Raw genomic sequence first — 14244 nt, 5'->3', positions numbered from 1 at the left:
GCGGGAGGTGTTGGGGTGGAAGCCGCGGGTGGGGTTCGAGGAGTTGGTGGCGATGATGGTGGACGCCGACGTCGCCACCGAGACGGAATCGGCCGCGCGCGACGGGCTCGCGGCCCCCGCCGGGCGGGCTGGGGCGGCCCGTCCCGCCGGGCCTACCGTCGTCGACCAGCCGCGCGGCGGATCGGATCGTTCCGGGGTCCGCTCGTGACCGGCGTACCTGCGGGTGGTGAGCCCGTCGCCGGTGTACCGGTGGATGGTCTGCCCGCGCCGCGGGCTCCACTCGCGGCCGCGCGCCGCCGGTCCGGACCGGTCCCGATGCTCGCCGAGTCCGGGCTCGCGCCGAGGCCGCACGCGGTGGTCGTGGCCGGGGCGCGGCCGAACTTCATCAAGATCAAGCCGATTCTGGACGCCCTCGACGCGGAGGGTTTCCGGACCACGCTCGTGCACACCGGACAGCACTATGNCGAGGCGATGAGCGAGGTGTTCTTCGCCGATCTCGGGCTGCGCCCCCCTGACCATCACCTCGCGGCCGGATCGGGCTCCCACGCCGTGCAGACGGCCGCGGTCATGACGTCGTTCGAGCCGTTGCTCGACCGGCTTGCCCCGGAGATCGTCNTCGTGGTCGGCGATGTCAACTCAACTCTGGCCTGTGCGCTCGTCGCGGCGAAGGCGGGCGTGCCCGTTGCCCACGTGGAGGCGGGACTGCGTAGCGGTGACCGGTCCATGCCCGAGGAGATCAACCGTGTTGTCACCGACCACGTGTGCGACCAGCTGTTCGCGACCTCACCGGACGCGGTGGAGCATCTGTACCGGGAGGGCCTGCCCCCCCGGGCGGTCCATCTCGTCGGCAACGTCATGGTGGACACCCTCCTGGCGTGCCGGGACGAGGCGCTGGGCCGGCCGACGCTGACCGAGCTCGGCCTGCACCCGGGCGGGTACGGCCTGGTGACCATGCACCGGCCCGCCAACGTCGACGATCCGGACGTGCTCGCCGGGCTGCTCGGGGCGCTCGGGGAGATCGCGGTGCGCTGCCCGCTGGTCTTCCCGGCGCATCCCCGTACGGCGGCGCGGCTGGCCGGGATGCTCCCTCCGGGGGTTCGGCTGCTCGGACCCGTGGGCTATCTCGACTCCCTGGCGTTGCAGGCCGGGGCGCGTCTCGTGCTCACCGATTCCGGCGGCGTGCAGGAGGAGTCCACCGTGCTGGGAGTACCATGCCTGACGCTCCGTGACTCGACGGAACGTCCATTGACTGTTACCGAGGGTACCAACCGGGTGGTGGGTCGGGACCGGAGGGTGGTGGTCACGGCCGCGTTCGACACCCTGGAGCGGCCGCCTGCGCCCCGGCGTCCGGCCTTGTGGGACGGCCACGCCGCCCGCCGCATCGCGCGAATTCTGGCCCGGGTGGTCGCCCCCCCGCCGGAACCGGGCCGTCCGGGCGCACCGGATCCGGCGATCCGTCCGCCGACCCAGGACACAGCTAGCCACCTACCTCTCTCTATGTAAACAATCTGACACACTATGTGTATGACTTCGAAGAAGCTGGTGGTCGTCGGGCAGGGATACGTCGGTCTCCCGCTCGCGATGCGGGCGGTCGATGTGGGTTGGCGGGTCGTCGGGGTGGACGTGGACGAGAGCCGTGTCGCCCGGCTGGCCGCCGCGCGGTCCTACGTCGAGGACATCCCCGACAGGCAGCTCGTGGCAGCGTTGGGGTCGGGCCGGTACGAGCCGACGTCGGACTACGCCCGCGCCGCGGCGTTCGACGTCGCGGTGATCACTGTCCCTACCCCGTTGCGGGAGGGGGCTCCCGACCTGTCCTACATCGTGGGCGCGGCGCGCAGCCTCGCGCCGCTGGTCCGGCCGGGCGTGACCGTGATCCTGGAGTCGACGACCTATCCGGGGACGACCGAGGAGCTGTTCGCCCCGCTGCTCACCGAGGGTTCCGGTCTGCACCCTGGTATCGACTTCCATCTCGGCTACTCGCCGGAGCGGATCGATCCGGGTAACCGGGTGTGGAACCTGGTGAACACCCCCAAGGTCGTCTCCGGGGTGCACGAGGACTCCCTGGCGGCCGTGAGCGCCTTCTACGACACCGTGGTCGAGCGGACGGTTCCGGTCGGCTCGACCCGGACCGCCGAACTCACCAAACTGCTGGAGAACACCTTCCGGCATGTCAACATCGCGCTGGTGAACGAACTGGCGATGTTCGCGCACGAACTCGGCGTCGACGTGTGGGAGGCGATCGACGCGGCCTCCACCAAGCCGTTCGGGTATCTGCGGTTCACTCCCGGCCCGGGGGTCGGCGGCCACTGCCTGCCCATCGACCCGTCGTACCTGTCCTGGCGGGNGCGCCGCAGCCTCGGCCGCAGCTTCCGATTCGTCGAGCTCGCCAACGACATCAACGACCACATGCCTGACCACGTGGTGCGGCGGGTCACCGAGATGCTCAACACCCGGCGACGGTCGGTCGCGGGCAGCCGCATCCTGCTGCTGGGACTCGCCTACAAGAAGAACACCGGGGATGCGCGCGAGTCGCCCGCGACGCGGGTGGCCACCCTGCTCGCCGACCTCGGTGCCCACGTGCGAGCGGCGGACCCGCACGTCGACGCGGCCCGGCTGCCGCCCCGGGTGACCCTGGTGGAGGTGGATGCGGGAGAGCTTGCGGCCGCGGATCTGGTGGTGCTCCTGGTCGACCACGACGCCTTCGACCGTGACCAGGTGGCACGGCATGCCTGTGCGGTCCTCGACACCCGGCACTGGCTGCCCACGCACGACCGGGGCCGCCGGCCGGTGGCGGCAGGCGGGGGACACCCGCTGATACCGGCGCAGGTCGCGCGGCACGACGAGCTTGCGTTCGCCGTGGAACCCCTGTGACCCCCTCCCACCTTCTGACGCCATCCCACCCTCGCGGCGTCCCGCATCTTCCCGTATCTTCTCGTATCTTTATGTAGTTGAATGATAACTGAAAATTATCGTCATCGAGAGGGTGCGGGCGGAGGGGCGGGTGCCATGCGGGTCGTCGCCACCGACGCGTGGTTCCATCACCGGCCGAGTGGGTGGCGGCGCCGGGGCCCGATAACGGTGCTGAAGGTGCTGAACCGGATGGAGCGCTCCGGCATTCATCCGGGGGCCGTGAACCTGCTCCGCCGCCTCGACCAGGACGAGTTCCGGCTGTTGTTCGCGGTGACGTCCGGCGCGGCAGGAGCGTTCGACGGTGAGATCCGGGCGCTCGGCGGCGAGGTGTACCACTGCCGGGCCGACTGGCGCTTTCCATGGTCCTTCCTGAGGCTGCTGCGCCAGGTACGCCCGGACGTGGTGCAGGCGGAGGTGGTGCAGGCGGACGTGACGATCCTCTCCGGGGTGGTCCTCGCGCTGGCCCGGCTCGGGGGGGTTCGGCGCCGCGTCGCCTACCTCGCCGATGCCCCGGACCGGCACGGCGACAGCCTGGGCGGCCGGGTGCGGCGGATCGTCGGCCGGTTGCTGCTCGACCGGTTCGCCACCCATCTGGTCGCGGTGAGCGAGGCGGTGATGCGGGGTCTGTGGCGGGAGAACTGGCGGCTCGACTCCCGTTGCCGCGTCATCTACCACGGCGTCGAGCTGGAACCGGTCGGCGTCGCCATCGCGGCCCGCCGCCGCGCGGAGGAACTCGCCGAGGACGATCAGGAGCTTGTCACCATCGTCCACGTTGCCTGCCCGGATTCGGCGAAGAGCCGGGACCGGGCCGTGGAGATTCTCGCGGCGCTGCGGGGGCGGTCTGTGAACGCCCGGCTCCTCTTCGTGGGTCGTCAGGATGCCGCCGAGACGGCCCGGCTGGTCGCGCTGGCGTCTCGACGTGGCGTCGCTGACCACGTCGAGTTCATCGGCGAGGTTCTTGAGATCCCACGCCTGCTGGTCGCGGCCTCGCTGCTGCTGGTCACCTCCCGCCACGAGGGCCTGACCGGCATCGTGCTCGAGGCCTGCGCGGTCGGGACGCCCGTGCTCTGCGCGGACCTGCCCGGGGTCGACGAGATCGCCCGGCTGCTCCCCGGCGTGACGATCCTGCCGCTGCGTATCTCCGACGCGGTCTGGGCCGACNCCGCCGAGATGCTCACCGCCGTTCCCCCGACCATTGATCAGCGCCGGGAGGCGATGCGTCTGCTGCGCCGGTCCCCGTTCACGATGGAGCACTGGCAACGCGACATCACGGCGGTGTGGTCGTAGCCGGCGTCCCCGCCCGTCCGGGTACCGCCACCGTCCGGCCACGACCAGGAAGGACGACCGCCCACGATGAAGATAGTCACCTTGCTCGAGGCGGGGGNCGGCCCGCGGNGGCCCGTCGCGCACGCCGTAGCCGAAAGGGAGAGCGGGGACCGCGTCATCGTCCTGATGCCCCCGCCCGACCACGTCGACAGTCCACTGGCCCGGGAGTTGACCGCGGGCGGCGTGGAGGTCGTCGCGAGCCCCGTGCCGCACCGGGGAGCGTCGATCCGCCGTCAGGCCGGTGGGATTCTCCGGCTGCGGGCGGAGCTGGCCGCGCTCGGGGCGGACGTCGTCCACTACCNCCACTACGCCTCGGCGGTGGCCGCCCGCCTCGCCACCGTGGGCACCACGATCACCCGCGTGTACATGGTCGCGAACCCTCTGCACCTGGACCACCCGCTGATCCGGCCGGTCGAGCGGGTGCTCTGTCGGCTCGATCACCTGCTGATCGCGCCGACCTCCGACGTCCGGTGCCGCTACGCCGCGCTCGGCCAGCCGGTGCGCCGCCTGCGCACCGTGTCCTACGGCGTGGATCTGGACCGGTTCACGCCGGCGGACGACCGGGAGCGCCGGGCGGTCCGGACGGATCTCGATCTGCCCGAGAACGGGTTCGTGGCGGTGCGGGNGGCGCACTTCCACCCGCCCGGTCGTCTTGTCCATCCGGGCCGGGGGGNGGCGGGCCACGAGGTACTGCTGGCGGCCTGGTCGCGGTTCGTCGAGCTGGGCGGTCGCGGCACCCTGATCCTCGTTGACGGGGCTCCCGAGGGCGGGGAGGACGTCGCCGGTCGGCGCAACGAGGCCGCGGTCCGTTACCGCGAGCGGGTCCGGGTCTGGGCCGGGGCGCTTCCCGGCGCGGCGGCGGTGCGCTGGGTGCACGGTGTCCGCGACGTGCGGCCGTACTACGCCGCCGCCGATGTGAACGTGGTGTCCTCCTGGGTGGAGGACTACGGCGCCATCGGGGTGGCGTCGGCCTGCGGGGTACCGACCGTGGCGACGCGGGTCGGGGCGATCAGCGAGCTGGTGGACGACGAGACCGGCTGGCTGGTGGCACCCGGCGACGCGGTGGCGGTGGCGGAGTGTCTCACCGACGCCGCGGCCGGCCGGCGGACACCCGCCGCGCGCGACCGAGGCTTCGCCGCGCGGGCACGGGCCGAGAAGCTGCTGGATCGCCGGTCGTTGAGCCAGGACGTCGTCGCTGCCCTGCACGAGGCCGTGCGCGGCGCGCGGTCGTGGCACGCGTGCTCCGGCCCGGGCCGGAGCGTGCCGGGATGCACCGGGGACCGNAAGAACGAGTTCACCCGCAGGTGGGGTGATTATTGCCGAACATTCCGCCGTTGTGGGCAGGGGCCGCCGGCAGCTTCCGCTACTGTTAGCAGTGTTAAGTAATTGCTGGAGTCGGGCGTGACGACCTTGTTCGGGAGGCCCTGGCGGTTCCCGCCGACCCGGAGGGTCGGCGGGGTCACAGCGTCGCGGGCGCGGTGCGAGACGCGCCGGAATGCCAGGATGGGACGGAGCTGGCCGAGGCAGGCAGGCGCCGGATGCGTGCCCACCCGGGGCCGTGGGTCCGGTGTCACCATGGTGCGGCCAGCNGGGNGGGGCCATGGGAGCGAGCCCCGCCGCTCGCGGGTGGCGGGCGGCGGGCGACGAGGAGGAGAACGATGGACACCTTCGGCAGTACCGGATCGCTCGTGGTGGGTGATCGCACCTACACGATCAGGCGGCTGGACGCGGTGCCCGGGGCCGATCGACTCCCCTACAGCCTCAAGGTGCTGTTGGAGAACCTTCTGCGTACCGAGGACGGCGCGAACATCACCGCGGACCACGTCCGGGCGCTGGCGAACTGGGATCCCTCGGCCGCCCCCAGCCAGGAGATCCAGTTCACGCCCGCCCGCGTCATCATGCAGGACTTCACCGGTGTGCCGTGTGTGGTGGACCTTGCCGCCATGCGGGAGGCGATGGCCGCCCTCGGCGGCGACCCATCGAAGATCAATCCGCTGGCCCCCGCCGAGCTCGTGATCGACCACTCGATCATCGCCGACCACTTCGGCCGGCCGGACGCGTTCGAGCTCAACGCGGCGCTGGAGTTCGGCCGCAACCGGGAGCGTTACCAGTTCCTGCGCTGGGGTCAGGAGGCGTTCGACAACTTCACCGTCGTCCCGCCGAACACCGGCATCGTGCACCAGGTCAACCTGGAGCACCTCGCCCGGGTCGTCTTCACGAAGCAGACGGCCGATGGGACGCTGGCCTACCCCGACACCCTCGTGGGCACGGACAGCCACACCACGATGATCAACGGTCTCGGCGTGCTCGGCTGGGGCGTCGGCGGCATCGAGGCCGAGGCCGCCATGCTCGGCCAGCCGGTGAGCATGCTTATCCCCACTGTGGTGGGCTTCAAGCTGACCGGCGAGCTGCCGACGGGCACCACCGCGACCGACATGGTGCTCGTCATTACCGAGATGCTGCGTCGGCACGGCGTCGTCGGCCGGTTCGTCGAGTTCTACGGCGACGGCGTGACGAACGTCCCGCTGGCGAACCGGGCGACCATCGGCAATATGAGCCCCGAGTACGGCTCCACCTGCGCGATCTTCCCGATCGACGCGGAGACACTGAACTACCTCAGGCTGACCGGCCGTCCCGCGGAGCTGGTGGCGTTGGTCGAGGCGTACGCCAAGGAGCAGGGCCTCTGGCACGACCCGAGCCGCGAGGCCGCTTACACGACCACCCTTGAGCTGGACCTGTCCACCGTCGAGCCGTCGCTTGCCGGGCCCAAGCGCCCGCAGGACCGGGTGCCGCTGGCGAGCGCGAAGCAGGCCTTCCGGGCGGCGTTGGTCGACTACGCCCAGCCCCTGGTGCTCACGAACGGCGGCGCGGACGAGGCGGATGCCGAGTCCTTCCCGGCCTCCGACCCGGCGGCCGCATTCGCCGACAAGCCCTCCGACGCCCCGATCTCGGTGAACGCCGTGGTCGGGGACGTCGCCGCCCGCCCGTCCAACCCGACGGCGGTCACCCTCGCCGACGGCACGGGCGTCGAGATCGACCACGGCGCCGTCGCCGTCGCGGCCATCACCTCCTGCACCAACACGTCCAACCCGCAGGTCATGATCGGCGCTGCCCTGCTGGCCCGCAACGCCGTCGAGAAGGGGCTCACCCGCAAGCCGTGGGTGAAGACCACCCTCGCGCCGGGCTCGAAGGTGGTCATGGACTACTACGAGCGGGCGGGGCTCGTGCCCTACCTGGACAAGGTCGGCTTCAACCTGGTCGGGTTCGGCTGCACCACCTGCATCGGTAACTCCGGGCCGCTGCCGGAGGAGATCAGTGCCGCGGTGAACGACGCGGACCTGGCGGTGGTCAGCGTGCTGTCGGGCAACCGCAACTTCGAGGGCCGGATCAACCCCGACATCAAGATGAACTNCCTGGCGTCCCCGCCGCTGGTGGTCGCCTACGCGCTGGCCGGCACCATGGACATCAACCTCGACACCGACCCGCTGGGCACCGGCACCGGCGGGGAGCCCGTCTACCTGCGTGACATCTGGCCGAGCGAGGCCGAGGTCGCCGCGGTCGTCGGCGACGCCATCCAGTCCGAGATGTACGAGTCCGACTACGCCGACCTGTCCGGTGACGAGCGCTGGCGTTCGCTGCCGCTCGGTGATGGCGGGGAGGTGTCGCGGACGTTCGCCTGGGCGCCCGACTCCACCTACGTCCGGCACCCTCCGTACTTCGAGGGGATGGCGGCGAAGCCGGAGGCCCGGACCGACATCATCGACGCCCGGGTGCTGGCGGTGCTCGGCGACTCGGTCACCACCGACCACATCTCCCCGGCTGGTTCGATCAAGAAGGACTCGCCTGCCGGCCGCTACCTCACCGAGCACGGGGTCGCGCCCGCCGACTTCAACTCCTACGGGTCGCGGCGCGGCAACCACGAGGTGATGATCCGCGGCACGTTCGCCAACATCCGGTTGCGCAACCGGCTGGCGCCGGGCACCGAGGGCGGCGTCACCCGGCACCTGCCAGACGGCGAGCAGCTGGCCATCTACGACGCCGCGCAGAAATACGCCGCCGAGGGTGTGCCGCTGGTGATCCTGGCTGGTAAGGAGTACGGCTCGGGTTCCTCCCGGGACTGGGCGGCGAAGGGTACCTCGCTGCTCGGCGTGCGGGCGGTCATCGCCGAGTCCTACGAGCGCATCCACCGGTCGAATCTGATCGGTATGGGCGTGCTGCCGCTGCAGTTCCCCGCCGGCGAGTCGGTGGAGTCGCTCGGCCTGACCGGGGAGGAGACGTTCACCATCACGGGCCTCGCCGAGGTGGACGAGAGGACCCCGCCCATCACGGTACGTGCCGGCGACAAGACCTTCGAGGCGGTCGTGCGGATCGACACCCCCGGCGAGGCGGAGTACTACCGCCACGGCGGGATCCTGCTGTACGTCCTGCGCTCGTTGCTGTAGCCCACGACCGATGATCCGGGGCCGGCGNNNNCNCNCCCNNCCNNCCCCNCCCGCCGGTCCGCATGCCGCGCGCCCCCGTTCCCGTTTCCCGGACTGAGAAGCGACACGCCGTCAGCGGTATCAGTTGGGGAGGAACACCGTCATGCCCGGACAGTGGGACGCCACCGTCAAGTCGGTCTACGCCGTCGACAGTGGTACCTCGGGATCCGCTCCCGCGGCGGTCTCAGTCGGGCGCTCGTCGCAGCCGGAATCGACGACGTCGTGCCCTGGCCGTGAGCGGGGCCGGTGGTGGGCTCGCCCGGTCGGGGACCTCAGTCGCGGTCGGCGGGGGGATCCTCGGCGAGCAGGGCGGTCAGCGCCGGGAACAGGGCCGGCGGGGCGGCGACGGTGAGATCTTCGCCCGCCGGGCGGCCGTGCAGCCCACCGACCCGCAGCCCGGCCTCCACCGCCACCAGGCCGCCGGCGGCCTGGTCCCAGGGCTTCAGCCCACGCTCGTAGTAGGCGTCGACGAGGCCGCCGGCCGCCGCGCACAGGTCCAGCGAGGCCGCACCCATCCGACGGAGGTCGCGCACCCGGGGCACCACCCGGCTGGCGACAGCGGCCTGCGCGGCCCGGCGGGACGCCGTGTAGCCGAAACCCGTTGCGACGAGGGCGCCGGCCAGCGTCGTCACCGTGGAGCCGGTCAGCGGTTCCCCGTCCCGGTACGATCCGCCGCCCCGCGTGGCGGTGTAGGTCGCGCCCAGCGCCGGGGCGTGCACAACCCCGGCGACGACCTCCCCGTCGACCTCGGCGGCGATCGAGACCGCCCAGTTGGGCAGCCGGTAGAGGAAGTTCACCGTCCCGTCGAGCGGGTCGACGATCCAGCGCACCCCGGTCGTGCCGGCGGAGTCCGAACCCTCCTCGCCGAGCAGTCCGTCGCCGGGGCGCAGTTCGGCGAGCCGCCGGGCGACGAGCGCCTCGGAGGCGCGGTCGAGAGCGGTCACGACGTCGGTGGGAGACGACTTCGTCGTCTCCGCGGCCACGGTGCCCTCCCGGCCCCGCGCGAGCAGGTCACCCGCCGCACGGGCGATCGTCAGCGCAATGGCGAGCAGTTCGTCCGGGTCTGGCAGGTCGCTCATCGTCCGGCGCTCCAGGGATCGGCACGAAGTGGGGATCGGCACGGGAGTACGGTCCGTTCAACGGTTCATCCTGCCAAGACGGCCGGTCGTGTACTCCCCATGGAACGTGAGAGGTGTCACGTCCGTCGACCTCTTCCGCTTCCCGTTTCCGTTCCGTTCCGGCTCCGGCTCCGGCCCAGGGGCGCCTGCCCGGGCCGGAACCTCGCCGGTCCGCCGACCGGGGGACCTCGGCGGTCGATGACCACGATCGAGGCGCCCGTAGGATCGTTACTTGTGGTTGCGACAGACGGTACGGAACGGTCCACCCGCGCGGTCCCGGCGAAGCCGAGCCTGGACGGCATCGAGGCGCGCTGGTCGACGGTATGGCAGGACGAGGGCACCTACGCGTTCGACCGGACGGTCGACCGCGGGCAGGTCTACTCCATCGACACCCCGCCGCCGACCGTCAGCGGTTCCCTGCACGTGGGGCACGTCTTCTCGTACACCCACACCGACCTGATCGCCCGCTACCAGCGGATGCGGGGTCGCGAGGTCTTCTACCCGATGGGCTTCGACGACAACGGGCTGCCGACCGAGCGCCGGGTCCAGAACTACTTCGCTGTCCGCTGCGAGCCGTCGCTGCCCTACGACCCGGGTTTCACTCCGCCGGACAAGCCCGGCAAGGAGCAGGTCCCGATCTCGCGACGCAACTTCGTCGAGCTCTGCGAGCGGCTGACCCTGGAGGACGAGAAGGGCTTCGAGCAGCTCTGGCGCAGGCTGGGGCTCTCCGTCGACTGGTCGTACACCTACGCGACGATCGACGCCCGGTCGCGGACCGTTGCGCAGCGGGCCTTTCTGCGCAACCTCGCTCGGGGGGAGGCCTATCTTGCCGAGGCCCCGACGCTGTGGGACGTCACCTTCCGTACCGCGGTGGCCCAGGCCGAGCTGGAGGACCGGGACCGCCCCGGCGCGTACCACAGCCTGGCCTTCCCCCGGTCGGGCGTCTCCGCCCCGAGCAGCGGGCTGGACCCGGCGGGCTCCGGGGATCTGGCGGGCTCCGGGGATCTGGCGGACCCGATTGTCATCGAGACGACCCGTCCCGAGCTGCTGCCCGCCTGCGTCGCCCTGGTCGCCCATCCGGACGACCCGCGTTACCAGTCGTTGTTCGGCGCCACGGTGCGGACCCCGCTGTTCGACGTTGAGGTCCCGGTGGTCGCGCACCGGTTGGCCGACCCCGAAAAGGGATCCGGCATCGCGATGATCTGCACCTTCGGCGACCTCACCGACGTGACGTGGTGGCGCGAGCTGCGGCTGCCGGCGCGTGCGGTGATCGGCCGTGACGGCCGGTTCATCCCGGACCCACCGGGCGCCGTCACCTCCGCGGCCGGCCGGGAGCGGTACGCCGAGCTCGCCGGAAAGACCGTGCACAGCGCCCGGGCGCGGATCGTCGAACTGCTCGCCGGGTCCGGCGCGCTGCTCGGCGATCCGCGGCCGATCNCCCATCCGGTCAAGTTCTACGAGAAGGGCGNCCGGCCGCNGGAGATCGTGACGNCCCGCCAGTGGTACCTCCGCAACGGCGGGCGGGACGAGCCGCTGCGGGCCGCGCTGCGTGGACGCGGCCAGGAGCTGCGCTGGTACCCGGACTACATGAAGGTCCGCTACGAGAACTGGGTCGACGGCCTCAACGGCGACTGGCTGATCAGCCGGCAGCGGTTCTTCGGCGTGCCGTTCCCGGTGTGGTACCCGCTGGACGCCGCCGGTGCGCCGCGGTATGACGCGCCGATCGTGCCCGACGAGGCCTCGCTGCCGGTCGACCCGTCCAGCGACGTCCCGCCCGGGTACGCCGCCGAGCAGCGGGGCGTGCCCGGCGGGTTTGCCGCCGACCCCGACGTGATGGACACCTGGGCGACGTCTTCGCTCACCCCACTGATCGCCAGCGGCTGGGAGCACGATACCGATCTGTTCTCCCGGGTCTTCCCGATGGACCTGCGTCCGCAGGCGCACGAGATCATCCGGACCTGGTTGTTCTCGACGGTGGTGCGCACCCACGCCGAGTTCGACGTGCTGCCCTGGTCGAACGCGGCGATCTCCGGTTGGATCCTCGACCCGGACCGTAAGAAGATGTCGAAGTCCAAGGGCAACGTGGTGACCCCGATGGGCCTGCTCGAGGAGCATGGGTCGGACGCGGTCCGTTATTGGGCGGCGTCCGGGCGGCCGGGTACCGACACCGCCTTCGATGTCGGCCAGATGAAGAACGGCCGCCGGCTCGCCATCAAGNTCCTCAACGCCAGCCGGTTCGCGCTCGGTCTTGCCGTGACCCCCGACGCCGGGGTCTCCGACGCCGAGGTCTCCGACGCCGGGGCGGCCCCCGCCCCGGCCAGTGAACCGCTGGACCGTGCCCTGCTGGCCGCCTTGGCCGACGTGGTCGACGCCGCCACCGCGGCCTTCGACGGCTACGACTACGCCCGGGCCCTCGAGGTCACCGAGTCGTTCTTCTGGCGGTTCTGTGACGACTACGTCGAGCTTGTGAAGGGCCGGGCGTACGGCTCCTCCGGGGCGGCGGGCGCGGCCTCCGCGCACACCACGCTCTCGGTGGCCCTGTCAGCGCTGCTCCGGCTGTTCGCCCCGGTCCTGCCGTTCGTCACCGAGGAGGTCTGGTCCTGGTGGCGTCCCGGTTCGGTGCACCGGGCGAGCTGGCCGGACGCCGCCGAGATCCGCAAGCTCGCCGAGGGCGCCCGCGTGGAGCTCCTCGGTGCCGTCGGGGCGGCGCTGTCCGGTGTCCGCCGGGCCAAGTCCGAGGCGAAGGTGTCGCAGAAGGCCGAGGTCGCGAGCGTCCGGATCAGCGGCGAGGCCGACCTCGTCGCCCTCGTCGAGTCGGTGGCCGCGGACCTGCGCAGCGCCGGCAGCATCCGGGAGCTCACGCTGAGCCCGACCGGCGGCGAGATCGCCGTCGCCGTCGAACTGGCCTGAACACCGGGCACAGCCGGGATCAGATGCCGGCAAGACGCCTGGCCGAGGGCCGCAGATACACGAACCAGGTCACCACGAAGCACAGCGCGTAGAAGGCGATGAAGGAGATGTACGCCGCGTTGCCGGTCCGGTAGCTCAGGAACGACTGCCGGAAGGCCAGGTTCACCAGCACCCCGCCGAACGCGCCGATCGCGCCGGCCAGGCCGATGAGGGCTCCGGACAGCCGCCGGGCCGAGTGCTGCGCCGCGACCGGGTCGCCACCGGCGTCGATGCTGGCCTGGGCCTTCGCCCGGAAGATCGCCGGGATCATCTTGTACGTCGACCCGTTCCCGACGCCACTGAAGACGAACAGCGCGATGAACCCGACCAGGAACAGAGGAAGCGACTCCGTCAGCGAGGCGACGAGCACGATCGCNGCCGCGGCCGCCATCGCCACGAAGTTGACGAAGGTGACCTTCGCTCCGCCGACGCGGTCCGCCAGGATGCCGCCGGCCGGGCGGATCAGCGAGCCGAGCAGCGGACCGAGGAAGGTCAGGTAGGCGGCCTTGATCGGGGTGCTGAACTGGTCGTGGAACTGCACCTGGAGCACCTGGCCGAACGCGAAGCCGAACCCGATGAACGACCCGAACGTGCCGATGTAGAGCAGCGATATCACCCAGGTGTGACCGTCACGGGCGACGTCGCGCATCGCCCCCCGGTCGTTCTTCGCGCTCGACAGGTTGTCCATGAACAGCGCCGCGCCGAGCGTCACCAGGACGATCAGCGGGATGTAGACGGCAAGGACGACCCGGGGGTGGTCCTTGCCGGCGGTGGCGAGGACGAGCAGGCCGACAAGCTGGATCGCGGCCACCCCCAGGTTTCCGCCGCCGGCGTTCAGCCCCAGGGCCCAGCCCTTCAGCCGCTCCGGGTAGTAGGCGTTGATGTTGGTCATCGAGGAGGCGAAGTTACCGCCTCCGACCCCCGCGACCGCGGCGACGATCAGCAGGGTGGGGTAGGAGACGCCGGGGGAGAGAACGACGGCCGCGAGGATCGTCGGCACGAGGAGCAACGCCGCGCTGAAGATGGTCCAGTTACGCCCCCCGAACCGGGCGACGGCGAAGGTGTAGGGGATCCGCAGCGCACTGCCGACGAGCGCGGGCAGCGAGGTCAACAGGAACTTGCCGGCCGGGTCGATGTGGTAGGCCGGTCCGAGGAACAGGACCGTCACCGCCCACAGCGACCAGATCGAGAACCCGATGTGCTCGGCCAGGATCGAGAAGATCAGGTTTCGGNGGGCGATGNGGGAACCGCCGTTGTTCCAGAAGGTGCGGTCCTCGGGCCGCCAGTCGTCGATCCAGTGGCCGCGTCGGGACGGACCGGTCACGGTGCCGGTAGTCGGGACGCCTTCCAGCGTGGCGCTCATAGATGATCCTCCGAGGTGCGGGTGATGCCACGACGGTAGGAACGCGCCGTTACGTGGCGCGGCGTCGGCTGTGACACTCTCTGAGACATCCGCTCAC

The 14244-nt window shown here is 71.3% G+C and carries 8 protein-coding genes and 1 pseudogene; 7 read left to right on the top strand and 2 right to left on the bottom strand.

Annotated features, from left to right (window positions below):
• The 6 genes and pseudogenes from CED_RS05010 to CED_RS04985 all read left to right on the top strand — a co-directional run.
• Window positions 1-208 (top strand): annotated as a pseudogene (locus CED_RS05010) (GDP-mannose 4,6-dehydratase); the annotation flags it as partial.
• Window positions 209-315: 107 nt separating this feature from the next.
• The gene (wecB, locus tag CED_RS05005) at window positions 316-1503 is read left to right on the top strand and encodes a non-hydrolyzing UDP-N-acetylglucosamine 2-epimerase (RefSeq protein ID WP_035908870.1); all 1188 of its coding nucleotides are present in this window, start codon (window positions 316-318) and stop codon (window positions 1501-1503) included.
• Window positions 1504-1524: 21 nt separating this feature from the next.
• Window positions 1525-2871 carry a nucleotide sugar dehydrogenase gene (locus CED_RS05000; RefSeq protein ID WP_035908802.1) on the top strand — a complete coding sequence of 449 codons (1347 nt, stop codon included), beginning with the start codon at window positions 1525-1527 and terminating at the stop codon, window positions 2869-2871.
• 135 nt (window positions 2872-3006) lie between these two features.
• On the top strand, window positions 3007-4197 hold the full coding sequence (locus tag CED_RS04995; RefSeq protein ID WP_035908800.1) for a glycosyltransferase: 1191 nt from the start codon (window positions 3007-3009) through the stop codon (window positions 4195-4197).
• Window positions 4198-4362: 165 nt separating this feature from the next.
• Entirely contained in the window at window positions 4363-5622 is a 1260-nt protein-coding gene (locus CED_RS04990) for a glycosyltransferase (protein ID WP_235186890.1), read from the top strand.
• Window positions 5623-5894: 272 nt separating this feature from the next.
• Entirely contained in the window at window positions 5895-8678 is a 2784-nt protein-coding gene (locus CED_RS04985; RefSeq protein WP_035732921.1) for an aconitate hydratase, read from the top strand.
• Between the two features lie 311 nt (window positions 8679-8989).
• Here the strand turns inward: CED_RS04985 and CED_RS04980 are convergent, their stop codons facing one another.
• Window positions 8990-9796 carry an inositol monophosphatase family protein gene (locus tag CED_RS04980; RefSeq protein WP_011435756.1) on the bottom strand — a complete coding sequence of 269 codons (807 nt, stop codon included), beginning with the start codon at window positions 9794-9796 and terminating at the stop codon, window positions 8990-8992.
• A 273-nt stretch (window positions 9797-10069) separates the two neighbouring features.
• Here CED_RS04980 and valS point away from each other — a divergent pair, with 273 nt between their 5' ends.
• Window positions 10070-12745: a valine--tRNA ligase gene (valS, locus tag CED_RS04975; RefSeq protein ID WP_035908798.1), complete on the top strand. Its 2676-nt coding sequence runs from the start codon at window positions 10070-10072 to the stop codon at window positions 12743-12745.
• Between the two features lie 19 nt (window positions 12746-12764).
• On the opposite strand, the gene CED_RS04970 is transcribed toward valS, so the two are convergent.
• Entirely contained in the window at window positions 12765-14147 is a 1383-nt protein-coding gene (locus tag CED_RS04970; protein WP_035908797.1) for a NarK/NasA family nitrate transporter, read from the bottom strand.
• Between the last annotated feature and the right edge of the window lie 97 nt (window positions 14148-14244).

The sequence above is a fragment of the Frankia sp. CeD genome, from assembly GCF_000732115.1.
GTDB classification, from domain to species: Bacteria; Actinomycetota; Actinomycetes; order Frankiales; family Frankiaceae; genus Frankia; species Frankia casuarinae.
The sequence above is the reverse complement of the archived record's forward strand: the minus strand, read 5'-3'. Positions and strand labels throughout refer to the sequence as shown.